The following is a 22,104-nucleotide window of genomic DNA, read 5'->3' on the forward strand; positions in this document are numbered from 1 at the left end:
CGGGCAGCGGGAACGCGGTTATGGTGCCGGTGATGTCCACTGTCACCGCCCCTTCCCGTACCGGCCGCCGGGCCGATCTGATCGCCGTGGGGCTGGCGATGCTCGTGGTCGCCGCCGCGATCGCTGTCGGCCTCCACTACAACCGTCCCGGTTCCGGCGTGGTGATCTACGCCTTCGCGCCGCCGCTGTTCGGGTTGTGGCTCCCGCATGTGGGGCCGGGTTCGGTGGCCGCGGTCGTGCTCGCGCTCGTGGTCGTCACCAAAGGTCCCTTGCTCGCCGCCCGGCTGCGGTGGCGTCCGCTGCTCGCGCTCGGCTACGTGACCGCGCTGGCGTGGACGTTCTCGCTGGCGATGATCGACGGGTGGACGCGCGGTTTCACCGGCAGGCTCACCACGGAACACGAGTACCTGCACGAGGTCCCGGGGATCACCGACATCCCGAAGATGCTGGCCGGGTTCTCCTCGCGCATCCTCGACTTCCAGCCGGATTCGTGGACGACGCACGTCTCCGGGCATCCGCCGGGCGCGACGCTGGTCTTCGTCTGGCTCGACCGGCTCGGTCTGCAGGGCGGGGCGTGGGCTTCGACGGTCGTCGTACTGGTCGGCTGTCTCGCGGTGGTCGCGGTTCCGGTGACGCTCTCCGCGCTGGGCAGGCAAGACGCCGCGAGGACGGTCCTGCCCTTCGCCGTCCTGACCCCGGGCGCGATCTGGATCGGTGTCTCCGCCGACGGTCTCTTCGCGGGGGTCACGGCGACCGGGATCGCGCTGCTGGCCCTCGCCACGCGACGGCGGATCCTCGCGCTCCCCGGTGGTCTGCTGCTCGGGTTCGGGCTCTTCCTCTCCTACGGGCTCGTGCTGCTCGGCGTGATCGTGCTGGCCGTCGTCGTGCTGACCCGCGAATGGCGGATCCTGCTCCTCGCCGCGACGGGCGTGGCCGTGGTCGTGGTGGCGTTCGCGCTGGCCGGGTTTTGGTGGCTCGACGGCTACCACCTGGTGGTCGAGCGCTACTACCAGGGGATCGCGACGCTGCGCCCGTACTCCTACTGGGTGTGGGCGGATATCGCGGCGGTGCTGATCGCGGTCGGCCCGGCCGTGATCGCCGGGACGCGGCGGGTGGGCGCGGAGTTCCTCGCCGAGCCGAAACGCTCGTTCCGCGAGCCGGTCACCCTCATCGTGGTGGCCGCGGTACTGGCGATCGCTTTCGCCGACCTGTCCGGCCTGTCGAAGGCGGAGGTCGAACGCATCTGGCTACCGTTCGAGGTGTGGCTGCTGCCCGCGGTGGCGCTGCTGCCGCCGAAGGGACGGCGGTGGTGGCTCGCCGCGTCGGCGGCGACGGCGCTGGTGGTGAACCATCTGGTGCTGACGAGCTGGTGAGGTGGATGGCATGACAGAGCAGGGCCGCGTGCTCGTGGTCGACGACGACGAGACCGTGCGGGACGTCGTCCGGCGGTACCTGGAGGTCGCGGGCTTCGAAGTCGAAGTCGCCGGGGACGGCACCGAAGGGTTGCGGCTGTTCTCCGCGACCGGGCCGGATCTCGTGGTCCTCGACGTCATGATGCCCGGCCTCAACGGACTCGAGGTGTGCCGCCGCCTGCGGCAGGTGAGCCAGGTGCCGGTCGTGATGCTGACCGCGCTCGGCGAGGAGGAGAACCGGATCGCCGGGCTCCAGCTCGGCGCCGACGACTACGTCACGAAACCGTTCAGCCCCAAGGAACTCGCGTTGCGCGTGGCGTCGGTGCTGCGGCGGGCGCGGATGCCGCGGCCAGAACCGGCGGCGCGCGTGATCACCGACGGCGACCTCGCGTTGCAGATGTCGGCGCGGCAGGCGGCCATCGGTGGCGTGGAACTTCCCCTGACGAGCCGGGAATTCGATCTGCTGGCGTTCTTCCTCACCCATCCCGGTGTCGCGTTCTCCCGCGCCGATCTGCTGGAGAAGGTCTGGGGCTGGGACTTCGGCGACCAGTCCACGGTGACCGTCCACGTGAGACGGTTGCGGGAGAAGATCGAGAAGAACCCGGCGAAACCCGTCCGCGTCGCCACCGTGTGGGGCGTCGGCTACCGGTACGACCCGGTGCGGCGATGATCGGCTCCGGTGAGTCGTTCGGTGAGATGCTGGCGCACGCCTGGCACATCCTGCCGTTCGCGCTGATGTTCGCGTTGCCGGTGATGGTGCTCGGCGGTCTGGCGCTGTACCTGCTCCGCCGCGGCTCGCTGGCCAGCACGATGACGATCCTCGTGCTGATCCCGGTGCTCGCGACGCTGATCGCGGTGCTCGGGATCAGCGGGTTCATGTTCACCCCGGCGCTGACCACGATGACGCTGGTCTGTGTGCTGGTCGCGCTGGTGACGGTGCCGGCGGCGCTCGTGCTCGGCCGCGCGATCGCGCGCCGCAGTGTGTGGGAGCGGGAGGCGCGGGAACGGGAGCGCGCGGCCGAGGCGTCACGGCGCGAACTGGTCGCGTGGATCAGCCATGACCTGCGGAGCCCGCTGGCCGGGATCCAGGCGATGGCCGAGGCCGTCGCGGACGGCGTCGTCGCCGACCCGATCGAGGTCACCGGCTACGCACGGCGGATCAGCGGCGAGACCACGCGGCTGTCCGGCATGGTCGGCGACCTGTTCGAGCTCTCGCGGATCACCGCGGGCGCGCTGCGGCTGACGATGGCGGCCGTTCCGCTGCGCGACGTCGTGAGCGACGCCGTCGCCGCGCAAGCGCCGCTCGCCGAGCAGAAACGCGTGCGGATGATCGAGTACGCGAACGTGTGGCCGGTCGTCTCCGGCAGCGACCCGGAACTGGCGCGGATCGTGCGCAACCTGGTGTCGAACGCCGTGCGGCACACGCCGCCGGACGGGACGGTCGCGGTCCAGATCGGCATCGAGGGCGGCGAGGCGCTGCTCGCGGTCTCCGACGGCTGCGGCGGGATCCCCGAAGACGAGATCGGGCGGGTCTTCGACGTCGCGTTCCGCGGGACGACGGCGCGCACCCCCGAGCGCGGCGGGCTGGCGAGCGGCGGCGGGCTCGGGCTCGCGATCGCGAAAGGCCTCGTCGAAGCCCATCGCGGCCGCATCGGCGTCCGGAACGACGGCCCCGGCTGCCGGTTCGAGGTCCGGCTCCCGCTCGCCATGCCCTGACCGTGTCAGCGGCGTGTCACCGCGGTGTCAGGGCGGGCCGCGATCGTTGCCGCCATGACGACTTCAGCGAAGCGATTCTTCCGACGGGCCGGGATCACCGCGGTGGCGGCCGCCCTGCTGGCCGGGATCACGCCCGGCGTGGCCGCCGCGGACAAGGGACGGGACCGGCCGGATCTGCGGGTGATGGCCGAGCAGATCGTCGCCTCCGGTTTCGCCGGGACACAGCTGCGGGTGCACGACGCGCGCGGCGACTGGACCGGCAGCGCCGGGGTGCGCGAGCTGGGCTCGGCCGCCAAGCCGCCGACGAACGGGAGGTTCCGGATCGGCAGCAACACCAAGACCTTCGTGTCCACCGTCGTCCTGCAGCTGGTGGGGGAGGGCAAGGTGGGCCTGGACGCGCCGGTGGCCGGGTACCTGCCCGAGTTCGGCCTCGACCGGCGGATCACGGTGCGGATGCTGTTGCAGCACACCAGCGGCCTGTTCGACTACACCGGCTCGATGCTGCCCGACGGCACGATCGTGCCGGGAATCCCCTTGACCGGTAAGGAGTTCCTGGACAACCGGTTCCACACCTACCGGCCGGAGGAACTGGTGCGGTTCGGCCTGTCCAAGCCGCCGCTGTTCGCGCCGGGCACGGACTGGACCTACACGAACATCAACTACGTCCTCGCCGGTCTGGTGATCGAGAAGGTCGCCGGCCGCCCCTACGGCGACGAGATCCAGCGTCGGATCCTGCGGCCGCTCGGGCTGCGCGACACCGTGGTTCCCGGCACCTGGCCGGGCATCCCCGGGCCGCACGCCCACGGCTACTACCGCTACGAGGAGAAGCCCGGGCAGTGGAAGACCGTCGACATCACGAACCAGAACCCGTCGTGGGCCTCCAGCGCCGGTGAGCTGATCTCGACCACGAAGGACCTTCACACGTTCTTCTCCGCGCTGCTGGGCGGAAAACTCCTGTCGGCCCCGCTACTCGACGAGATGCGCAAGCCGCACCCGAAGGGCGGCTACGGCCTGGGCGTCTACGTCCAGGAAGCGAGCTGCGGCACCGTCCTCAAAGGCATGGGTGGCTTCCACGGCTACGGGACGGTGATGGCCGGCACGCCCGACGGCAGCAGGACCTTCGAGCTGTCCATGACCTACGGCGACTCGGCCGCCGATCTGGGACAGGCCTACAACAAGGCCGACCAGCTGCTCACCGACAAGGTGCTCTGCGGCAAGTAGGTCAGAGCCGCCGGAACCCCATGTCCGGGAAGTGGGCCGGCGCGATGATCGCGCCGGTCTCTTCCGCTTCCGCGAGGAAGCGCTGCCGGGTACGGAGCGCGAGATCCGGGTCGACGTCGCCGAGGAAGCCCACCCGCGCGTCCGTCAGCTGCGCGGGCGTGTGCAGGACGTCGCCGAGCAGCAGCAGGCGTTCGTCGTCCGCGGTGATGTCGAGGACGTAGTGGCCGGGCGTGTGCCCGGGGGCGTGCCGCGCCACGATCCCGGGCGCGATCTCGACGGTGTCGCCGCTGATCGCCTCGGTCAGCCCCGCGCCGCGGGCGGTCTCCATGCCGGCACGGCTCCATTCGCCCGTCCCGGCGGGCTCGATCAGCGCGTCCCAGTCGAGCTGGCCGAAGACGACCTGAGCGCCGGGGAAGGTCAGTTCGCCTTCGGGCGCGATCCAGCCGATGTGGTCGTTGTGCAGGTGGGTGAGGAAGACGGTGTCGATCTCGTCGACCGGGCAGCCCGCCTTGTCCAGCGCGGCCGCGAGGTCGCCGCCCGTTCCCATCGGCGGGGTGGGGTCGCCCTTGGCGGGCGTCATCCCCGGCGGGAAGGCGAATTCGCGCGGGCCGAGGCCGGTGTCGACCAGGATCGTGCGGCCGTCGCCGCGGATGAGGTACGCGCCGGTCGGGACGTGCACGGTGCCGTCCTCGTCGAAGATCTCCGGGTGGGCCTCGGGGTCGAGACCCGGGAAGAACGCGAGCGGCAGCCTGATCAGACCGTCCCCGAGCGCTTCGATCTCGATGTCTCCGACGGTGATGCCCACCAAAACCCCCTAGAAAGTCGATTCCGTTACCGGGAACGACAACCGGCGGCGGGCGCGGTCTGTTCCCGGTTTCAGAGACCGGCCGGTTCCCGCAGCTCAGCGGTGGCGAACCCGGCGACGCCCTCGGCGAAACCGGTTCGCGCGGTGAAGCCGAGCAGCCGCCGGGCGCGGGAGGGGTCCGCGACGACATGCCGGACGTCGGCGGGCCTGGCGCCCCCGGCGATCTTCGGAGAAGGCCCGCCACAGGCCTTCGCGAGTTCCTCGGCGAGTTCGCCGACGGTGTGGGGCTGCCCGGAACAGATGTTCAACGGGGTCAGGTCACCTTCGGGCCCGTCGGTGCGCAGCGCCAGGACGTTCGCCCTCGCCACGTCGTGGACGTGCACGAAGTCTCGCTGCTGTTTCCCGTCCTCCAGCACGATCGGCGCCTCACCGCGCAGGAGCGAGGAACGGAACAGCGACGCGACGCCCGCGTACGGGGTGTTCTGCGGCATCCGCGGCCCGTAGACGTTGTGGTAGCGCAGCGCCCAGACCGTTCCGCCGGTTTGCCGGGCCCACGCCGCCGCCAGATGTTCCTGCGCGAGCTTGGTGGCCGCGTAGGTGCTTCGCGGACGTAGCGGCGCGTCTTCGGGGACCAGGCGCCAGCCGAGTTCGGCGCCGCAGGTGGCGCACGAGGGCTCGAAGCAACCGGCGTCCACATCGGACCGCTTCCGCGGCGACGGCGGCACGATCCCGTGGATGGGGCATTCGTAGCGGCCTTCGCCGTAGACGACCATCGACGAGGCGAGCACCAGCTTCCGGACCCCGGCTTGGTGCATCGCGGCGAGCAGGACAGCGGTCCCGTAGTCGTTGTTCAGCGCGTACGACGGCGCGTCGGACGGATCGACGCCGTGCCCGACGACGGCCGCCTGATGGCAGACCGCGTCGACACCGTCCAGCAACTCGGCGACCAGCTCCGTGTCTGTGACGTCACCACGCAGGAACCGATGGCGGCCGGTGTATCCGGGCGGGCGCGACGAACCGTGCGCGGTGCTCAGGAGGTTGTCGAGGACGACGACCTCCTCACCTTGATCGGACAGCAGATCGGCGATGTGGGAGCCGATGAATCCGGCCCCGCCGGTTATCAGTGTTCGCACCGTCCCGACGCTAGGGGCGATCCCGGGCGGCGGCGCCGGATCGCGGGCTCACGTCAGGGAATCGTCACAACTACGCGGCACCGCTGAAGCGAAGATCAGCCGAAACCGGATACGGTGTGACCATGGAACGGAGCGCACAACGGCTGGGCCGCGCACTGGTGGTCATCGTGGACGATCGGGTCGCCCACGGTGAACACGAGGACAACACGGGACCGCTGGTCACGGAGCTGCTCGAAGAGGCCGGGTTCATCGTCGACGGCGTCGTCGTGGTCGAGGCCGAGACGGCCGCGATCCGCAACGCGCTCAACACCGCGGTGATCGGCGGTGCCGACCTGGTGATCACCGTCGGTGGCACCGGGGTCTCGCCGCGCGACCGCACCCCCGACGCGACGGCCGGGGTGCTCGACCGCCCGATCCCGGGCATCGGCGAAGCCCTGCGCGCCTCCGGCCTGGCCGCCGGCGCGGTGGACGCGGGGATCTCCCGCGGGCTCGTCGGCGTCTCCGGCAGCACGCTGGTGGTCAACCTCGCGGGTTCGCGCGCGGCCGTCCGCGACGGCATGGCGACGCTCTCGTCGCTGGTGCCGTACGTGATCGACGAGCTGTCCGGGCTCGAAGAGGCCTAGTTTTCAGTTCAGGAGGCAGGGTCCTTCGGGGCGGGTCCGGGTTCGGTCCCGGGCTCGCCCTTTTTGTCGTGGTGCAGCACTCCTTCCACTTTTTCGGTGACCTGGCCGATCTTGTCCTCGAACCGGCCGCCGGTGACCTTGTTCGCCCCGGCCGACGCCGCCGAGACACCCTTGGCCGCCACGTCGCCCGCCTTCTCGGCCAGCGGCCCGGCCTTCTCGCGGACTTCGCCCGCGACCTCTTCCGCTTTGTGGATGGCCTGCGCGGCCAGCCCCTTCGCTTTGTCGACGATGCTCATGCGCTGATGGTCCCACCGGCGGGCGGCCCCCGCGACCGGTGCGAAAATGGGTGTCATGCCAGGTGACGACGAGGACAAGCGCCGCTGGGCGGCGGAGAAACGGCGGGCCGACGAGATCTTCGGCGACGTCCTGCCGGACACGACCTCCGACGAGCGAGAGCCGGGGCAGCGCACCCCGGACTCCGACTCGTGGTTCCTGGAGAACCGGCCGCCTCACCACGACCGGTGACCCGGGTCAGTTCGCGCGGTTCTGCTGCGCGCGCAGCAGGTCACGGATCTCGGTGAGCAGTTCGACGTCGGTCGGCTCCGACGGGCCCGCCTCTTCACCGCGCTTGCGCCGCTCCTGGACGTGCTTGACCGGCAGCACGATCACGAAGTAGACGACGGCCGCGACCAGCACGAAGTTGATCGCCGCGTTGATCACGCCGCCGAAGTCGAGGAACGTGGCGTCGTTCTCGGCCAGGATGTTGAACCCCAGCCCCTTGGCGGCGTCCGACCCGCCGATGGTGTTGATCAACGGTTTGACCAGGCCGTTCGTGAAGGCCGTGACGATCGCTGTGAACGCGGCGCCGATGACCACCGCGACCGCGAGGTCGACGACGTTCCCGCGCATCAGGAAGTCCTTGAAGCCCTTGATCAAGACGCTCTCCTCTTTCACCTGGGACGGTTCGCCGACCGTCCCTTTCTTCCGTACCGGGGGGACGCAGGCGCCCGCCGCCACAGGGCAGGCGCGAGCTAGCGGAGGGTAACCGTTATGGACCGTTCCAGCGAGGTGGCCGCGACCCGTGTCGCGATCGCGGAAGGCAGGGAAAGCAGCACCAAAGGTCCCTTGCTCCCGGCACGGGGCGATGTCGGATCGCGGGTGCCCTGTTGGCCCACCGCCGCCACGACGGCCGCGCTGGCCAGCACGGACGCCTCGCGCCCGGCTTCGGCGGCCGCGACGACGTCGACCCGGCGGCCAGGCCTGAGCAACTCCGCGACGCCGGCGTCGGCGAGCCTCACCGGGACAGTCGAACTCTCGGGATCACCCGATCCGGGGATGCCCGCGTCCAGCAGGCGGACGTCCGTCAGCGGTTCACCCGCCCGCGCCGCACCGACGAGCATCCGCCCCTCCACCGAGGAAGGCAGGCCGGTGGCGCCCTGTGGACGGACGTCGTCCGGGAGGTCGACGAGTTTGACGTCTTCGGCACGCAGCAGCGAGCCTGCCGGGAGGTCGCGGGCGGAGACGACGGTCGCGGTGCCGGGCGTGCCGCGTGCGGACGCGGGCAGGAACAGCGCTATCAGGCCGCTGAGCAGCAGGGAAAGGGCGAGCCAGCGGCGAAGCAACCGGGCTGGCCTGCCGTGGAGTCTTCGCAGGACGGGCAGTTGATGGAGCACGGGATTCCCCCTCGTCGATCGGTGATGATCTCGACGTTAGGGGCGGGTGCGCCGCCCTGGAAAGAACGAAAACCCCCGGCTGTGGATAACCGGGGGCCTGTGGACAACTCGGGACGTCAGGAAGCGGCGGCGGCCGTTTTCGTCGTACCCGTGGAGGAGGATGCCGCGCTCTTGGTCTCCGGCTTCGACTCGCTCTTCGACTCCGTCTTGGTCTCGGACTTGGCCGGGGCCGAGGTGGTGCTGGCCTTCGAGTCACGCGAGTCGGTGCGGTAGAAACCGCTGCCCTTGAAGACCACGCCGACCGAGCTGAAGACCTTGCGAAGCGGGCCCGAGCACTGCGGGCACACGGTCAAGCTCGCGTCGGAGAACGACTGCACGGCCTCGAAAGCGTGGTCGCATTCCTTGCAGGCGTACTGGTAGGTGGGCACTGCTGCTCCTTCGTGCATTGGCACTCAGCCGACAAGAGTGCTAACGCCCTACGGTACCGGGGCATTCCGACGCAGGTCAAACAAGGTTTCCCAAGGTCACATGACGACCTGGTCACGCCCGGTGTCCCGCCCGGCGACGGTGTCTACGATCGTGGCCGTGACGTGGACCGACCGCGTGGACCGGTGGACGCGGGCACACCCGGCCGGTTCGGACCTCCTGCTCGCCCTGGCCGTCGCCGCACTGCTGGGGCCGGGTTCGCTCGACATCCTCGTGGTCGCCGACTCCCCGGACTGGGCGCTGTGGATAGCGGGTGTCTGCGGGATCGTGGTGCACTCCACCGTCGCGTTGCGACGGATCGCCACCGAAGCCGCGTTCGTCACCGCCGCGCTCGCGATGGCGGTGCTCGTCGCGCTGCCGAACACGGTGGTCCGGCCCGTGCCACTGGGGCTGGCGAGCGCGAGCGACAGCATGGAGATCCCGCTTTTCTTCCTCCCGACGTCGGCGGTCTACCTGGTGCTCCTGTACGCCGTCGCCGCACATCGGCCGCTGCGCGAGAGCCTGCTCGCCCTCGGGATCAGCGTGCTCGGGGCGTTGCTGTGCACGGCCCGGACGGCGACGGCCTACGGCGCGCTGCCCGCGGGGTGGCTCACATTGCTGCTGGCCGTGCTCGCCCTGGTCGCGGCGGTGGCGGGCACCTGGGCGGTCGGCCGCTTCCGGTTCGACCGGCGGCGGCGCCTCGCCGACGAGGCCGCGGAAGCCGCGGAGCGTGCCGCGGCCGGCGAACGACAGCGCATCGCCCGCGACATGCACGACATCGTCGCCCATTCGCTGGCGGTCATCGTGCGTCAGGCCGAAGGCGGTTCCGCCATCGCTTCCAAGGCGCCGGACCGCGCGGCACAGGCGCTCACCGTCATCGCCGGGACCGCTCGTGAGGCACTGGCCGACATGCGGGGCACGCTGCGGGTGTTGCGGGACAGCGAAACGCGGCCCTCGCTCGCCGGGATACCGGACCTGGTGGAGCGGGTCCGCGCGACGGGTGTCGACGTCCGGCTGACCGAGCGGGGGCGGCCCGACGCGCTGACGGCGAGCGCGGCCATGGCGGCGTACCGGCTCGTCCAGGAGGGCTTGACCAACAGCGTCAAGCACGCGGGCCCGCGCACGGGTGTCACCGTCACGATCACCCACACCCCGCAGGCGTCGGAGTTCGTCGTCGAGGACGACGGGGCCAGTGCCGGCGAGCGGCCGTCGCTCCCCGGGACGGGCGCCGGACTGAGTGGCGTCCGGGAACGCGTGCGCGCCGCGGGCGGTACGTTCGAGGCCGGTCCGGCCGGGGGCGGTTTCAGGGTGCGGGCGGAGTTCCGCGCCGGCGAACAGGGAGCTTCGGGATGACGATCGACGTCGCGCTGGTCGACGACCAGGAACTGGTCCGGACCGGGCTGGCCATGGTCGTCGACGCGACCGACGACATCCGGATCGTCGTCCAGGCGGCCGACGGTGTCGAGGCCGTCGCGAAGCTCGCCGGGACACCGGTCGACGTCGTGCTGATGGACGTCCAGATGCCGCGGATGGACGGTGTCGAGGCCACCGGGCTGATCGCCGCCCGCGAGAACGCGCCCAAGGTGATCCTGCTGACGACGTTCGATCTGGACGAGTACGCCATCGCCGGCCTGCGCGCCGGGGCGAGCGGGTTCCTGCTCAAGGACGCGTCGGCCGGCGAAGTGCTGCACGCCATCCGAGCCGTGCACGCCGGCGACGCCGTGATCGCGCGTTCCACGACCCGCCGCATGCTGGACCAGCTCGCGGTCGCACGCGAGACTTCTCCGCTGCTGAACCGGCTCACCGCGCGCGAACGCGACGTGTTGCTGGAGATCGCGCAGGGTTACTCCAACGCCGAGACCGCGCAGCGGCTCTTCCTCTCCGAGACCACGGTGAAAACGCACGTCGGTCATCTCCTCGCCAAACTCGAGGTCCGTGACCGGGTGCAAGCGGTGATCTTCGCGTACGAGAACGGGCTCGTGCGGCCGAGCTGAGGCGATCTCATCATTTCGGAGGAGGGACCGGGCACCTCAGGCCGAGGATTCCCGTCGCGCCGGCGAGCAGCCTGATGCGCATGCAGACAATCGATAGGCCTTACGAAGCGACCACCACCCGCGTCCGCTGGCGCGACCCGGCCACCTGGGGCGGGATCCTCGCGCTGGGCGGCGGCCTCTTCCACACCGTCGTCGCCGGCTTCATGCGCCAGGACGTCTGGGCGCGGATCTTCGACGAAGGGTTCTTCAACACGGTCACGCTGGACCCGACGCCCGACCGGCTCCCCATGGCCGAAGCGTTCTGGCTCAGCCCTGGCAGTTTCGGGGTGCCGCTGCTTCTGCTCGGCGGAATGGTGCTCCGGCACACGCGGCGCGGCGGACGTGTGCCCGCCTGGCTGGGCTCGGGTGTCGTCGCGTGGGCGGTCCTGCTCGGGCTGCTGGGCGGTTTCGACGCCGGAACGATCGCCCTGCTGCTCGTCGGCTCGCTTTTTCTGGCAGGAGCCCGGCGCGGTCGTGGAATCATGAACGAATGACCGAGTTGGGGGATCTGCTGGCCGATGTCGCCGCCCGTGTCACCCGTTACCGCGAAAGCGTCACCGACGCCCCGGTCTTCCCCGAGGACACGACGGGCGTCCGGGAGAAGCTCGGCGACCTCCCCGAGAAACCCGCCGCGCCCGCCGACGTGATCCGGCGGCTGGCGGACGCCGTCGAGCCGGCGCTGGTGGCGAACACCGGCCCGAGGTACTTCGGTTTCGTCACCGGTGGGGCGCTGGACGCCGCGACGGCGGCCGACATGCTCGCGACCGGCTGGGATCAGCCCGCGTTCAACAAGATCACCTCGCCCGCCGCCGCGATCGTCGAGGAGGTGGCTGGCGAATGGCTCAAGGACGTCCTCGGCCTGCCGTCCGGCGCCTCGTTCGGTTTCGTGACCGGCGGGCAGGGCGCGAACACGGTCGGCCTCTCCGCCGGCCGGCACCACGTGCTCGCGCGGGCCGGGTGGGACGTCGAGCGCCGCGGGTTGCACGGGGCGCCGCCGCTGCCGGTCGTCGCCAGTGAGGAGCGGCACGCGACGATCGACCGGTCTCTCCGCTTGCTCGGCCTTGGCACCGACGCCGTCCGGCCGGTCCGCGCGGACGGTCAGGGCGCCATCGACATCGCCGATCTCGAACGGAAGCTCGACGGGCCCGCAATCGTTTGCCTCCAGGCCGGGAACGTGAACACGGGCGCGTTCGACGATTTCGCCGCGGCGACGGAGATCGCCCACCGCCACGGTGCGTGGGTGCACGTCGACGGCGCGTTCGGGCTCTGGGCGGCCGCCGCCCCCGCGCTCCGGCGGCTGACCGTGGGGCTGGAGAAGGCCGACTCCTGGGCGGTCGACGGGCACAAGTGGCTCAACGTCCCCTACGACTGCGGTTACGCGTTCTGCGCTCATCCCGAGTCGCACCGGGCCGCGATGGCGCTCACCGCCCCGTACCTGACCGGCCAGGGGGAGGGCGGGGTGAGGGCGCCGGGCGACTTCGTGCCGGAATCCTCCCGCCGGGCGCGGGGGTTCGCGACGTGGGCGGCGCTCAGCGAACTCGGTCGCGAGGGGATCGCCGAGCTGATCGAGCGGTGCTGCGCGCTGGCCAGGAGGTTCGCCGAAAAGCTCGAAGCGTGCGAAGGCGTCTCCGTCGTGAATGACGTGGTGCTGAACCAGGTCCTTGTCAGCTTCGGCGACGAAACGGACCGGGTCGTCGAAGCCCTTCAACGGTCCGGCGAGTGCTGGATGGGCGCGACCACCTGGCACGGCATGCGCCTGATGCGCGTCTCCGTGTCCAACTGGAGCACCACCGAGGCGGACGTCGACCGCAGTGTCGCCGCGATCGAGGCGATCAGGAATCGAGAAGCGTCGTGAACCGGTCTCACCTAGCGTGACCGTCATGGACATCGCCATTCACGGGAGCTTCCTCCCGCAGACCGACCCCGACGCCGCCCTGGCCTTCTACCGCGACCTACTCGGCTTCGAGGTGCGCAACGACGTCGGCTACGACGGCATGCGCTGGATCACCGTCGGCCCGCCGGGGCAGCCGGTGTCGATCGTGCTGCACCCGCCGGCCGTCGACCCGGGCATCACCGAAGACGAACGCCGCGTCATCGGCGAGATGATGGCCAAGGGCACCTACGCGGGCATCCTGTTCTCCTCCGACGACCTCGACGGTCTCTTCAAGCACCTGCAGGAGTCGGGCGCCGAGGTCATCCAGGAGCCCACCGACCAGCCGTACGGCCTGCGTGACGGCGCCGTCCGCGACCCGTCGGGGAACCTGATCCGTATCCAGCAGCGCGTCTGAGCGCTACCGGGTGCGGGCGCGGACGTGGACCCGTTCGCCCTGTTCGCCGAAGAGGCTGAGCACCTCGACCCGCCCGCGGCCGGTGGCGCCGAACCAGTGCGGCGTCCGGCAGTCGAACTCGGCGGCCTCGCCCGCGCCGAGCACGACGTCCTGGTCGCCGAGCACGAGCCGGAGCCTGCCGCGCAGCACGTACAGCCATTCACGGCCGCCGTGCGTTCGCGGGCGGGGTTCGTCGTCGCTCGCCGGGATCGTCATCTTGTAGGCGCGGGGCCCGTCCTCGTGCCGGGTGAGCGGGATGAGGACACGCCCGTCCCGGCCGTCCACAGGGGCGTCGAGCACTCTCGGTGACGAGACGATCTCGTCGACGCGCAGGCCCAGCGCGGCGATGACCGGCAGCAGCAGTTCGAGGCTCGGTTTGCGCTGCCCGGATTCGAGCCGGGACAGGGTGCTGGTGGAGATGCCGGTGGCGCGGCTCAGTTCCACCAGTGTGGTGCCCTTCTTCTCCCTGGCGCGGCGCAGCCGGGGCGCGATCTGTTCGATCGCCGCGGTGACGGTGGGTTGGCTCTCCATGCCGCCAGCACAGCAGGTCGTCCCGGTTCCGGCAAAGTTCTTTGCCGAAACAGCCAAGAGCTCCCGATGCTGGCGGCATGATCGAGACGAAACGCCTTCCCGCCGGGGTCTACCTCCTGTCCTTCAGCCTGTTCGCGATGGGGAGCGCCGAGTTCCTGATGGCAGGCGTCCTGCCCGCCGCCGCCGCCGATCTCGGCGTCTCCCTGTCGTCCGCGGGCGCGCTCATCACCGCGTTCGCCCTCGGTGTCGTCCTCGGCGGACCGCCGTTCGCCGTGCTGAGCCTGAAGTGGCCGCGGCGGACGGCCTTGATGACCACGCAGGCCGTCTTCGCCGCCGCCATCGCGATCGGCCTGCTCTCCGGCGACTACTGGATCCTCCTGATCACCAGGTTCGTCGCCGGTCTCGCCTACGCCGGTTTCTTCGCCGTCGCCGCCGTGACCGCGATCAGCCTGGTGACGCCCGACCGCAACGCCCGCGCTTCGGGTGTCGTCGTCGCCGGGCTCAGCGTCGCGATGGTGGCCGGGGGACCGGCGGGCACCCTGCTGAGCAACCTCACCGACTGGACCGGCGGCTTTTGGGGCGTCGTCGCGCTCACCGTTCTGGGTGTCTTCGCCTGTGCTGTTGGGCTGCCGGTCACGACGTCCGCCGCGCCGAGCCTGTCGGGTGAACTGCGCGCCATGCGGGCGCCGCGCCTCTGGGGCGTCTACGCGGTCACCATCCTGAGCACGGCCGCGTACATGGTGTCCTTCAACTACCTGGCGGCGATGCTCGCGGACGTCCTGCCCGCGGTCTGGATCCCCGCGGTCCTCGCGCTGTTCGGGATCGGCGCCTTCGCCGGCCTGTCGCTCGGCGGCCGGATCTCGGACCGCCGGCCGCACCACGCGCTGCTGGGCGGCGGTGCGGGCATCGCGGTCTTTTCGGTACTGCTCGCGCTTTTCCCGGCCTCCGCCTTGGTGGTCGTGCCGGCGGTGTTCTTGCTGGGCGTCGCGGCCTTCGTGCTCAATCCGGCGCTCTACGGGCGGGTCTTCACGATCGCCGCTGCCGCCCCGACCCTCGCCGGCGCGACCACGGTCTCGGCCTTCCAGCTGGGCATCAGCCTCACTCCGGCCTTCGCCGCCGGGGCGCTGAACCTGGGGGCGTCGCTGACGGCCATCCCGTGGATCGGCGCCGCACTGGCGCTGGCCACGATCCCGTTGGTGCTCCTCGACCGCTCGCGTGATCGCATGCTCACTTGCTAGCATGCGAGCATGGCTGAGGTCACCAAGCGGCAATTCAACGTCTACCTGCCGAACGACCTCATCAAGCGGGTGAAGCACGCGTCCGTCGACGCCGACGAGTCGCTCTCGTCGTTCGTCGAACGGGTGCTGGAGGAGTACCTGCTGCGGACCAGTGAGGAACGTGAGCGATGAAGGTCATGCCGATCCGCTACAGCGCGGACGTCGAGGCGATGACGCGGTTCTACGAGGCGCTCGGCCTCGGTACCGGGCCGGTGTCGAGGCCAGGCGGCTGGGTCGAGATGCCCGCCGCGGGCGGGATGCTGGCCATCCACCGGTCCTCCGGCGACGACGTCGGCCGTTGCGAGCTGGCGTTCGAGGCCGAGGAACCGTTGGAGGACGTCGCGGAACGCCTGCGGGCGGCCGGGTTCGAGCCGGGACCGCCGATGGACGAAGGTTTCGGGCATTCGATGCGCGTCCAGGACCCGGACGGGGTGTGGGTGCAGCTCAACCTGTACGACCGCGACCTCTACACGTGACCGAGACCCGGCGCGCGGGCCCGCTGTTCCTCGCGGTGGGCATCGTCGCGCTCGAATTCGCGGCGGCCGTCACCGGTTTCGTCGCTTCCAGCCTGCTGCCGATCGTCGCCGCCGAGCTCGACGCGAGGAACGACCTCGGACTCCTGATCGCCGGCTCGACACTGGGGCTGTTCGTCGCGCTTCCCTTGGCGAGCCGCGTTCTCGGCAGGCTGGGCCCGCGCGGAACCCTCGCCGTCGGGATGGCCGCCTATCTCGGCGGGCTGCTTCTCGCCGCGACGGCACGGGCGGCGTGGATGTTCGCCCTCGGCCAGTTCTCCGCCGGGCTCGCCAGTGGCCTGCTGGCGATTTTCGGGATCAGCTCGGCGATCCGGCATCTCGACGACCGGCTGCGGATCCGCGTGGTCGCGGCGTCCTCGGCGATGTGGATCGTGCCCGCGCTGGTCGGCCCGGCCGCGACGCTGGGCCTGGAGCATCTCGTCGGCTGGCGGTGGACCCTGCTGCTACCGGTGCCGTTCGTCCTTTTCGGACGGTTGCTGGTCGTGCGCGCCGCCCGTGGTGAACCGTCCACAGAGGACGGACAGCGGCCGCTCGCGAAGACGCTGACGGTACCGCTGGGAGCGGCGCTCGTCGTGTTCAGCGGGGATTCCTGGCCGCTCGCGCTCGCCGGGGCGGCGATCACCGTCGCCGGGATGGTCGCGATCCTGCCGCCGGGCACCGCGCGGCTCCGGCCGGGGACCCCCGCCGCGCTCGGCGCGATGGTGCTGTTCGCCACCGGCTATTTCGGCGCGGACAGCCTCATCACCGTGCTCCTGACGAGTGGTTACCAGGTGAGCCTCGGGCAGGCGGCGATCGTCTTGAGCGCCGCCCCGCTCGGCTGGGCGGTGACGAGCCTGGTGGCAGCCAAGTTCACGTCGGCGCGCTTTCCCGTCGTGGGCTTGGGAATGACCGCGCTCGGCACCGCCGTCCTCGCCTTCGGTGGTTCGTTCGCCACGGCTCTCGCCGCCTGGGCCGTCGCCGGGATCGGCGTCGGACTCGCGTATCCGGGTCTGTACATCAGAGCCACGACCGCGGGTACGAGCGGTTTCACCGCCGCCGAACTGGCGACCGCCGTCATCACCGCGGAATGCGTCGGGCAGTTGCTGGGCCGGGCCGTCGGTGGCGCGTTGAGCTCCTCCGGCACCGGTTTGTCCACCTCGTACGCGCTTTTCGCGGCCTCACTGGCGGCCGCCGCCTACGCCGCGGCCCGCCGGGAATGAATCAGCTGGCCCGAAGATGCCGCCACGGCTCGACCATCGACCGCCTGCCCATCAGCGTGCCCAGCGCGTCCAGCGCCTGCGACAGTTCCTGAAGATCCTCGGTCACCAGCGCCTGTGGTCCGTCACAGAGCGCCTCCTCCGGATGCGGGTGCACGTCCACGAGCACACCGTCGGCACCCACCGCGATCGCGGCCCGGCTCAGCGGCAGCACGAGATCGCGGCGGCCACCGGAATGCGACGGGTCGATCATCACCGGCAGATGCGAAAGATGCTGGACCACCGGCACCGCCGAGACGTCGAGCGTGTTGCGCGTCGAGGTCTCGAAGGTCCGGATCCCGCGCTCGCACAGCACGATGTCGAGACAGCCGCGCTGCGCGATGTACTCGGCCGCCATCAGCCATTCCTCGATGGTGGAGTTCATCCCGCGCTTGAGCAGCACGGGCTTCCCGGCCCGTCCCGCCGCCTGCAGCAGCCCGAAGTTCTGCATGTTCCGGGTGCCGATCTGCAGCATGTCGGCGTATTCGGCGACCATGTCGACGTCGTGCGGTGCCACCACCTCGGTGACCACCGGGAGCCCGGTCTCGCCCCGGACGTCGGCCAGGATCCGGAGCCCGAGTTCCCCGAGCCCCTGAAAGGCGTACGGCGACGTCCTGGGCTTGAAGGCGCCGCCACGAAGGAGAGTGGCGCCCGCTTTCTTGGCCATCAGAGCGGCTTCGAGGGTCTGCTCCGGTGTCTCCACCGCGCACGGCCCGGCGACCAGTGTCGTGGTGTCCGGCCCGATCGACACCCCGCCGACCACGACCGTCGACCGGCCCTCCGGCCGGTGTTCGCGGCTGACCAGTTTGTACTTGGCGGAAATCCGGGTCACCCGTGCGACGCCGGGGCGCCCGCTGAGATTCAGGGTTTCGAACAGGTCGACATCGCCGATCAGCCCGATGATCGTCCTGCTCACCCCACGGCTGACGAAGGCGCTTCCACCGACGGATTCCACCTGGTCGACGATCGCCCACACCTCTTCGTCCGTGGCGTCCGGCGTCATCACGATGACCATATCCACGATCTCCTCTTGGTCGGCGGGCGAGCCTGAAGTCCCTCCCGGCCGCCCCATCGTCTCCGCGCCGCCCGGCACCTCACGTCCTTAAACCTGCCGCAATCGGAGAGACGTCACGGCCGCGCCCGGCTGGGATCGTCGGAACAGGTTCACGCGAGGACCGGTGTCCTCCCGCTACCAGCCCACCCGGTTCCACGGCTAGGAGGAAATGGTGTCGAACACCGAGAACCCGACTCGCGAAGAGCTCGTCCAGCGAGCCACCGATCTGGTTCCGACGCTGCGGAAGCACGCGGCCTGGACGGAGGAGAACCGGCGGCTGCACGACGAGTCGATCGAGGCGATCACCGGGGCCGGTCTCTTCCGGCTGCGGGTTCCCAAACGGTACGGCGGATACGAGGCGGACACCCGCACCATCGTCGAGGTCGCCGCCGAACTGGGCCGCGCCGACGCGTCCCCGGCTTGGACGACCGCGGTCAGCTGGATCACCAGCTGGATGACCGGTCTCTTCCCGGACGCGGTGCAGGACGAGGTCTTCTCCCGTCCCGACATCCGGGTGTGCGGGACGCTCAGCCCGACGGCGATCGCCGGGCCCGCCGAGGGCGGCATCGTCGTCAACGGCAAGTGGGGCTTCATCAGCGGCGCGCGGCACGCCCACTGGCAGGTCGTCATCGCGGTCCTCGTCGAGGAAGGCGCGGAGCCGTACCCGGTCATGGGCGTCGTCCCGCTGACGGATCTGCTGATCGTCGACGACTGGAACACCACCGGCCTGCGCGGCACCGGCAGTGTCAGCACGGTCGCCAAGGATCTGTTCATCCCGAGCGAGCGGATCATCAGCCTGCCGGCGGTCCTGCAAGGGCAGTACTCCTCGACGGCCAACGCCGGGCTGGAGATCTTCCGGGCTCCCCTGCTCCCGGTCGCCGCGGCGTCGTCGGTCGGCAGTGTCCTCGGCCTCGGCCGGGCGGCGAAGGAACTGTTCCTCAAGCGCCTGCCGAACCGCAAGATCACGTACACCGCCTACGAAAGCCAGCGCGAAGCGCCGCTGACGCACCACCAGGTCGCCGACGCGACGCTGAAGCTGGACGAGGCCGAGTTCCACGCCACCCGGCTGACCTCGCTCGTCGACGGGAAGGCGGCAGGCGGCACACCGTGGAAGCTCGACGAGCGCGCCCAGGCACGGGCCGACATGGGCGCGACGGTGAAGCTGAGCAAGGAGGCCATCGACATCTTCGCCAACGCCAGCGGCGGGTCGTCGATCTTCTCCGACGTCCCGATCCAGCGGATCGTCCGCGACATCCAGGCGGTCAACCTGCACGCGCTCATGCACCCCGACACCAACAACGAGCTGTACGGCCGCGTGCTGTGCGGGCTCGAGCCGAACACCCTCTACATCTGACGCCCATGGACCTCCAGGAAGGAAAGTCATGACGACCACCGAAACCGCCAAGGTCACCGACGCGGACAAGGCGGCCATCGCGGCCCTCACCCAGAAGGTCATCGCCGCCTGGGCCTACCACGACGCGGACGCGTTCGCCGACGTCTTCACCGAGGACGGCACGATGATCCTCGCCGGCAGCTTCGCCGACGGGCGCGAAGAGATCCGGGCGTTCCTCAAGGACGCCTACGCCACCAACTACAAGGGCACGCAGGTGACCGGTAAACCCGTCAGCCTTCGCTTCCTTTCCGCGGACTCCGCGGTACTGCTGACCCAGGGCGGCGTGCTGTACAAGGGTGAATCCGAGGTCGCCGACCACAACGCGATCCGCGCCTCGTGGACCGTCGCCCGCCAGGACGGCGAGTGGCGTCTCGCCGCGTACCAGAACACCCCGCGCGACAAGTGAGTTCCGCCGCCCGCGGGCGGCGATGTCCGAACGAGGCCTGCCTCCCGCCGGAGGCAGGCCTCTTCGGCGTCCGTCCTCTGTGGACGTCGGGGCACGGCTGGAGGGGCGGCCTGCCGGGCGTGTCGCGAAAGCCACTTTCGCGACTTCTGATGTCACGAAAGTGGCTTTCGGGACGCTCTCGAACGGCGGTGGCGGCAGGAGACGCCGAAAGGGCCGGTCACGTCACCGGGGAGGTGAGCGTGACCGGCCCGGCGGGCCGATCTCGTGCGACGGCGTCAGGCCGTGCGGCTGTCCGGCGTCGTCGAGGCCGCCAGCTTCGCCACCACGTCCCGGGTGAAGGTGGCGAGGTCGGGATCCTCGAACAAGCCGCCCATGTCGATCTGGACGCCGAGCTCGTCCTCGATCCGCGCCGCGATCCGGACCGCCGAAATCGACTGCCCCCGCAGCTCGAAGAAGGTGGCGCCGGCGGGGATCTCCCGGACGTTGAGGACGTCCTTCCAGATCTGCTTGATGTGCTCGGCCGCGGTGGACAGATCGGCACGCCGCTCGTCGTTGGTCATGGTGGAATCCTCCTGCTCGCCGGTTCTCCGATCCATGATCCCGGCGAACCGCCGATCGTCACGTCTCCACGTTTGCGGTCAGGCCGCGAGGTCGCCGCCGAGCAGGTCGTTCCGGAGCGTGGTCAAATCCGGGTACGAGGCGAGGTCCGGTACGGTCCAGCCGTCGAGGTCGTATTCGCCGAGGCATTCGTCGGCGAACCTCTTGTACCCGTCGAGTTCGCCGCCCGCCATCTGGGAGAACAGCAGTTCCACCCGGGTGTTCTCGTGGTTGCCGGAGTAGTTCCGCTCGTAGAGTTCGTGGCGCCCGCCGAATTCGGTGCCGATGGCGTCCCACAGCAGCTTCATCAGTTTCACCCGCTCGACCGCGGTGGCGCCACCCGAACCGCGGACGTATTTGTCGAGATACGGCCGGATCGCCGGGTTCTTGAAGTCTTCCGCGCTGGAGTTGACGTAGATCAGCCCGCTGGCCACGTCCTGTTCGATGATCTCCTTGATCCGGGGATAGCCGATCTGCATGAACCACCGGTAGGCGAGCCCGTACTGCGGATTGGGCAGCAGGGCGCCGTTGTTCCATTCGATCGGATTCCGCGCGGACGCGTCGGAAAGCGCCCAGAAGAGGTTGCGCCAGGCCAGCACCTCGCCGAGCCTGCTCTGCACGCCGCGGAAGTCCTGGGTGCCGGTCATCTCCAGTGCCTTGGCCAGCAGCCCGGCGATGAACTCGAGTTTCACGGCGAGGCGGGTGCAGCCGTGGAAGGTGAACCGCTCGACGAAACCCGAGCGGCCGGTGAACATCTGCACCTTGCCGAGGTCACCGTAGATGAACACGTTCTCCCACGGGATGAGGACCTTGTCCAGCACGAGAATGGTGTCGTTCTCGTCCAGCCGGGAGGAAAGCGGGTAGTCGAACGGGCTGCCCATGACCGCGGCGGTCGCCGAATAGGACGGTCGGCAGATCAGTTTGACCCCGGGCGCGCCCATCGGCACCGTGGCGACCAGCGCGAATTCCCGTTTCTTGATCGGCAGCCCGTAGTGCGCGATGAAGTTGTAATGGGTGAGGGCGGAGCCGGTCGCGACGACCTTCGCCCCACTGACCAGGAGGCCGGAGTCGGTCTCCTTCTCCACCTTGATGAACACGTCCGCGACCTCGTCCGGCGGCCGGTCGCGGTCGACCGGGGGATGGACGATCGCGTGGTTCCAGTACAGGACCTTCTCCTGGGATTCCCGGTACCAGCGCCGGGCGTTGTCCTCGAACGGCGCGTAGAACTCGGCGTTGGCCCCGAGCGTGCCGAGGAAGGCGGCCTTGTAGTCGGGACTGCGGCCCATCCAGCCGTAACTCATCCGTGCCCACTGCGCGATGGCCTTCTGGTCCGCGACGAGATCCTCGACACTGCGCGACGTGGTGAAGAACCGGTGGGTGTAGCCGCCACCGCCGGTGTCGGTCGAGGTGGTGAGCACGTCCTTGGTCTTGGGGTCGTGGAGGGCGTCGTAGAGCCGCGCCGTCATCCGGATGGGGTTATGGAACGCCGGATGGGTGGTCACGTCCTTGACGCGGTCACCGTAAAGGTAGATTTCGCGATCGTCACGCAGGCTTTCGATGTATTCGCCGCCGGTCAGCGGCCGCGTTCCTGCGGGGGTGTCCTGGTCGCCCGTCACGAGTTCTTCCTCATTCCTGCCCGGCAGCACGCACGTGGATTCCTCTCCGATCAG

General features: G+C 70.1%; 27 protein-coding genes. 17 read left to right on the plus strand and 10 right to left on the minus strand.

The features are described from left to right. Window positions 1-20 precede the first annotated feature (20 nt). From ACXIZN_RS38630 to ACXIZN_RS38645, 4 genes are read left to right on the plus strand one after another with little or no spacing between them, the layout of a single operon-like run. Complete coding sequence (locus tag ACXIZN_RS38630; protein ID WP_457959732.1) at window positions 21-1,373, plus strand: hypothetical protein; 1,353 nt, start codon at window positions 21-23, stop codon at window positions 1,371-1,373. A gap of 10 nt (window positions 1,374-1,383) precedes the next feature. Beyond that, entirely contained in the window at window positions 1,384-2,082 is a 699-nt protein-coding gene (locus ACXIZN_RS38635) for a response regulator transcription factor (protein WP_457959733.1), read from the plus strand. After that, a complete protein-coding gene (locus ACXIZN_RS38640) occupies window positions 2,079-3,128 on the plus strand; it encodes a sensor histidine kinase (protein WP_457959734.1) in 1,050 nt (349 codons plus the stop codon). The genes ACXIZN_RS38635 and ACXIZN_RS38640 overlap by 4 nt, the downstream gene beginning before the upstream one ends. 54 nt (window positions 3,129-3,182) lie before the next feature. Beyond that, entirely contained in the window at window positions 3,183-4,349 is a 1,167-nt protein-coding gene (locus ACXIZN_RS38645; protein WP_457959735.1) for a serine hydrolase domain-containing protein, read from the plus strand. A 1-nt stretch (window position 4,350) separates the two neighbouring features. Here the strand turns inward: ACXIZN_RS38645 and ACXIZN_RS38650 are convergent, their stop codons facing one another. Both ACXIZN_RS38650 and ACXIZN_RS38655 read right to left on the minus strand, forming a co-directional pair. Continuing rightward, window positions 4,351-5,154: an MBL fold metallo-hydrolase gene (locus tag ACXIZN_RS38650; protein ID WP_457959736.1), complete on the minus strand. Its 804-nt coding sequence runs from the start codon at window positions 5,152-5,154 to the stop codon at window positions 4,351-4,353. A gap of 71 nt (window positions 5,155-5,225) precedes the next feature. After that, the gene (locus ACXIZN_RS38655) at window positions 5,226-6,287 is read right to left on the minus strand and encodes an NAD-dependent epimerase/dehydratase family protein (protein ID WP_457959737.1); all 1,062 of its coding nucleotides are present in this window, start codon (window positions 6,285-6,287) and stop codon (window positions 5,226-5,228) included. Between the two features lie 122 nt (window positions 6,288-6,409). On the opposite strand from ACXIZN_RS38655, the gene ACXIZN_RS38660 reads away from it, so the two are divergent. Next, entirely contained in the window at window positions 6,410-6,910 is a 501-nt protein-coding gene (locus tag ACXIZN_RS38660) for a MogA/MoaB family molybdenum cofactor biosynthesis protein (RefSeq protein ID WP_005155592.1), read from the plus strand. An 8-nt stretch (window positions 6,911-6,918) separates the two neighbouring features. Here the strand turns inward: ACXIZN_RS38660 and ACXIZN_RS38665 are convergent, their stop codons facing one another. Then, on the minus strand, window positions 6,919-7,206 hold the full coding sequence (locus ACXIZN_RS38665) for an Rv0909 family putative TA system antitoxin (protein ID WP_185927365.1): 288 nt from the start codon (window positions 7,204-7,206) through the stop codon (window positions 6,919-6,921). A 55-nt stretch (window positions 7,207-7,261) separates the two neighbouring features. Here ACXIZN_RS38665 and ACXIZN_RS38670 point away from each other — a divergent pair, with 55 nt between their 5' ends. Further along, window positions 7,262-7,435, plus strand: coding sequence for a hypothetical protein (locus tag ACXIZN_RS38670; RefSeq protein WP_457959738.1), 174 nt, complete (start codon window positions 7,262-7,264; stop codon window positions 7,433-7,435). Window positions 7,436-7,441: 6 nt separating this feature from the next. On the opposite strand, the gene mscL is transcribed toward ACXIZN_RS38670, so the two are convergent. The 3 genes from mscL to ACXIZN_RS38685 form a co-directional block, all read right to left on the minus strand. Continuing rightward, the gene (gene mscL / locus ACXIZN_RS38675; RefSeq protein WP_192743642.1) at window positions 7,442-7,846 is read right to left on the minus strand and encodes a large-conductance mechanosensitive channel protein MscL; all 405 of its coding nucleotides are present in this window, start codon (window positions 7,844-7,846) and stop codon (window positions 7,442-7,444) included. Between the two features lie 95 nt (window positions 7,847-7,941). Further along, on the minus strand, window positions 7,942-8,583 hold the full coding sequence (locus ACXIZN_RS38680; protein ID WP_457959739.1) for an SAF domain-containing protein: 642 nt from the start codon (window positions 8,581-8,583) through the stop codon (window positions 7,942-7,944). A 116-nt stretch (window positions 8,584-8,699) separates the two neighbouring features. Continuing rightward, window positions 8,700-9,011, minus strand: coding sequence for an FmdB family zinc ribbon protein (locus ACXIZN_RS38685; protein ID WP_457959740.1), 312 nt, complete (start codon window positions 9,009-9,011; stop codon window positions 8,700-8,702). Window positions 9,012-9,168: 157 nt separating this feature from the next. Between ACXIZN_RS38685 and ACXIZN_RS38690 the strand changes: the two genes are divergently transcribed. The 5 genes from ACXIZN_RS38690 (at window position 9,169) to ACXIZN_RS38710 (ending at window position 13,369) form a co-directional block, all read left to right on the plus strand. After that, entirely contained in the window at window positions 9,169-10,401 is a 1,233-nt protein-coding gene (locus tag ACXIZN_RS38690; RefSeq protein WP_457959741.1) for a sensor histidine kinase, read from the plus strand. After that, window positions 10,398-11,042, plus strand: a complete 645-nt coding sequence (locus tag ACXIZN_RS38695; RefSeq protein WP_457959742.1) for a response regulator — start codon at window positions 10,398-10,400, stop codon at window positions 11,040-11,042. The genes ACXIZN_RS38690 and ACXIZN_RS38695 overlap by 4 nt, the downstream gene beginning before the upstream one ends. An 80-nt stretch (window positions 11,043-11,122) precedes the next feature. Next, window positions 11,123-11,575 (plus strand): DUF6463 family protein, encoded by a 453-nt coding sequence (locus ACXIZN_RS38700; protein WP_457959743.1) that lies wholly within the window; start codon window positions 11,123-11,125, stop codon window positions 11,573-11,575. Continuing rightward, window positions 11,572-12,936: a pyridoxal phosphate-dependent decarboxylase family protein gene (locus ACXIZN_RS38705; RefSeq protein ID WP_457959744.1), complete on the plus strand. Its 1,365-nt coding sequence runs from the start codon at window positions 11,572-11,574 to the stop codon at window positions 12,934-12,936. Before ACXIZN_RS38700 ends, ACXIZN_RS38705 begins: the two co-directional genes overlap by 4 nt. Window positions 12,937-12,961: 25 nt before the next feature. After that, entirely contained in the window at window positions 12,962-13,369 is a 408-nt protein-coding gene (locus tag ACXIZN_RS38710) for a VOC family protein (RefSeq protein WP_126736854.1), read from the plus strand. A 3-nt stretch (window positions 13,370-13,372) separates the two neighbouring features. Here the strand turns inward: ACXIZN_RS38710 and ACXIZN_RS38715 are convergent, their stop codons facing one another. Then, window positions 13,373-13,939, minus strand: a complete 567-nt coding sequence (locus ACXIZN_RS38715; protein ID WP_457959745.1) for a helix-turn-helix domain-containing protein — start codon at window positions 13,937-13,939, stop codon at window positions 13,373-13,375. A gap of 77 nt (window positions 13,940-14,016) precedes the next feature. On the opposite strand from ACXIZN_RS38715, the gene ACXIZN_RS38720 reads away from it, so the two are divergent. The 4 genes from ACXIZN_RS38720 to ACXIZN_RS38735 are packed head-to-tail and all read left to right on the plus strand — an operon-like array spanning window position 14,017 to window position 16,948. Continuing rightward, window positions 14,017-15,177 (plus strand): MFS transporter, encoded by a 1,161-nt coding sequence (locus tag ACXIZN_RS38720; RefSeq protein ID WP_457959746.1) that lies wholly within the window; start codon window positions 14,017-14,019, stop codon window positions 15,175-15,177. 9 nt (window positions 15,178-15,186) lie between these two features. Further along, window positions 15,187-15,348, plus strand: a complete 162-nt coding sequence (locus ACXIZN_RS38725; protein ID WP_034305716.1) for a hypothetical protein — start codon at window positions 15,187-15,189, stop codon at window positions 15,346-15,348. Then, entirely contained in the window at window positions 15,345-15,692 is a 348-nt protein-coding gene (locus ACXIZN_RS38730) for a VOC family protein (RefSeq protein WP_257484225.1), read from the plus strand. The genes ACXIZN_RS38725 and ACXIZN_RS38730 overlap by 4 nt, the downstream gene beginning before the upstream one ends. Next, window positions 15,689-16,948, plus strand: coding sequence for an MFS transporter (locus ACXIZN_RS38735; RefSeq protein ID WP_457959747.1), 1,260 nt, complete (start codon window positions 15,689-15,691; stop codon window positions 16,946-16,948). Before ACXIZN_RS38730 ends, ACXIZN_RS38735 begins: the two co-directional genes overlap by 4 nt. A 1-nt stretch (window position 16,949) precedes the next feature. Here the strand turns inward: ACXIZN_RS38735 and aroF are convergent, their stop codons facing one another. Then, window positions 16,950-17,999, minus strand: coding sequence for a 3-deoxy-7-phosphoheptulonate synthase (aroF, locus tag ACXIZN_RS38740; protein WP_457960707.1), 1,050 nt, complete (start codon window positions 17,997-17,999; stop codon window positions 16,950-16,952). A 211-nt stretch (window positions 18,000-18,210) separates the two neighbouring features. On the opposite strand from aroF, the gene ACXIZN_RS38745 reads away from it, so the two are divergent. After that, complete coding sequence (locus ACXIZN_RS38745) at window positions 18,211-19,392, plus strand: acyl-CoA dehydrogenase family protein (RefSeq protein WP_457959748.1); 1,182 nt, start codon at window positions 18,211-18,213, stop codon at window positions 19,390-19,392. Between the two features lie 28 nt (window positions 19,393-19,420). Beyond that, window positions 19,421-19,837, plus strand: coding sequence for an SgcJ/EcaC family oxidoreductase (locus ACXIZN_RS38750; RefSeq protein WP_378435389.1), 417 nt, complete (start codon window positions 19,421-19,423; stop codon window positions 19,835-19,837). Window positions 19,838-20,112: 275 nt separating this feature from the next. Here ACXIZN_RS38750 and ACXIZN_RS38755 read toward each other — a convergent pair whose 3' ends face one another. Continuing rightward, window positions 20,113-20,397, minus strand: a complete 285-nt coding sequence (locus ACXIZN_RS38755; protein ID WP_457959749.1) for a phosphopantetheine-binding protein — start codon at window positions 20,395-20,397, stop codon at window positions 20,113-20,115. A 78-nt stretch (window positions 20,398-20,475) separates the two neighbouring features. Continuing rightward, complete coding sequence (locus ACXIZN_RS38760; RefSeq protein WP_457959750.1) at window positions 20,476-22,050, minus strand: 4-hydroxyphenylacetate 3-hydroxylase N-terminal domain-containing protein; 1,575 nt, start codon at window positions 22,048-22,050, stop codon at window positions 20,476-20,478. Window positions 22,051-22,104: the final 54 nt, after the last annotated feature.

The sequence above is a fragment of the Amycolatopsis sp. TRM77291 genome (assembly GCF_054166285.1).

What these genes read in the sequence shown, in the direction of transcription:
- ACXIZN_RS38630 (WP_457959732.1), top strand. Translation starts at nt 21, where the DNA reads ATGGTGCCGGTGATGTCCACTGTCACCGCCCCTTCCCGTACCGGCCGC.
- ACXIZN_RS38635 (WP_457959733.1), top strand. Translation starts at nt 1,384, where the DNA reads ATGACAGAGCAGGGCCGCGTGCTCGTGGTCGACGACGACGAGACCGTG.
- ACXIZN_RS38640 (WP_457959734.1), top strand. Translation starts at nt 2,079, where the DNA reads ATGATCGGCTCCGGTGAGTCGTTCGGTGAGATGCTGGCGCACGCCTGG.
- ACXIZN_RS38645 (WP_457959735.1), top strand. Translation starts at nt 3,183, where the DNA reads ATGACGACTTCAGCGAAGCGATTCTTCCGACGGGCCGGGATCACCGCG.
- ACXIZN_RS38660 (WP_005155592.1), top strand. Translation starts at nt 6,410, where the DNA reads ATGGAACGGAGCGCACAACGGCTGGGCCGCGCACTGGTGGTCATCGTG.
- ACXIZN_RS38665 (WP_185927365.1), bottom strand. Translation starts at nt 7,206, where the DNA reads ATGAGCATCGTCGACAAAGCGAAGGGGCTGGCCGCGCAGGCCATCCAC.
- ACXIZN_RS38670 (WP_457959738.1), top strand. Translation starts at nt 7,262, where the DNA reads ATGCCAGGTGACGACGAGGACAAGCGCCGCTGGGCGGCGGAGAAACGG.
- ACXIZN_RS38695 (WP_457959742.1), top strand. Translation starts at nt 10,398, where the DNA reads ATGACGATCGACGTCGCGCTGGTCGACGACCAGGAACTGGTCCGGACC.
- ACXIZN_RS38700 (WP_457959743.1), top strand. Translation starts at nt 11,123, where the DNA reads ATGCAGACAATCGATAGGCCTTACGAAGCGACCACCACCCGCGTCCGC.
- ACXIZN_RS38705 (WP_457959744.1), top strand. Translation starts at nt 11,572, where the DNA reads ATGACCGAGTTGGGGGATCTGCTGGCCGATGTCGCCGCCCGTGTCACC.
- ACXIZN_RS38710 (WP_126736854.1), top strand. Translation starts at nt 12,962, where the DNA reads ATGGACATCGCCATTCACGGGAGCTTCCTCCCGCAGACCGACCCCGAC.
- ACXIZN_RS38715 (WP_457959745.1), bottom strand. Translation starts at nt 13,939, where the DNA reads ATGGAGAGCCAACCCACCGTCACCGCGGCGATCGAACAGATCGCGCCC.
- ACXIZN_RS38720 (WP_457959746.1), top strand. Translation starts at nt 14,017, where the DNA reads ATGATCGAGACGAAACGCCTTCCCGCCGGGGTCTACCTCCTGTCCTTC.
- ACXIZN_RS38725 (WP_034305716.1), top strand. Translation starts at nt 15,187, where the DNA reads ATGGCTGAGGTCACCAAGCGGCAATTCAACGTCTACCTGCCGAACGAC.
- ACXIZN_RS38730 (WP_257484225.1), top strand. Translation starts at nt 15,345, where the DNA reads ATGAAGGTCATGCCGATCCGCTACAGCGCGGACGTCGAGGCGATGACG.
- aroF (WP_457960707.1), bottom strand. Translation starts at nt 17,999, where the DNA reads ATGGTCATCGTGATGACGCCGGACGCCACGGACGAAGAGGTGTGGGCG.
- ACXIZN_RS38750 (WP_378435389.1), top strand. Translation starts at nt 19,421, where the DNA reads ATGACGACCACCGAAACCGCCAAGGTCACCGACGCGGACAAGGCGGCC.
- ACXIZN_RS38755 (WP_457959749.1), bottom strand. Translation starts at nt 20,397, where the DNA reads ATGACCAACGACGAGCGGCGTGCCGATCTGTCCACCGCGGCCGAGCAC.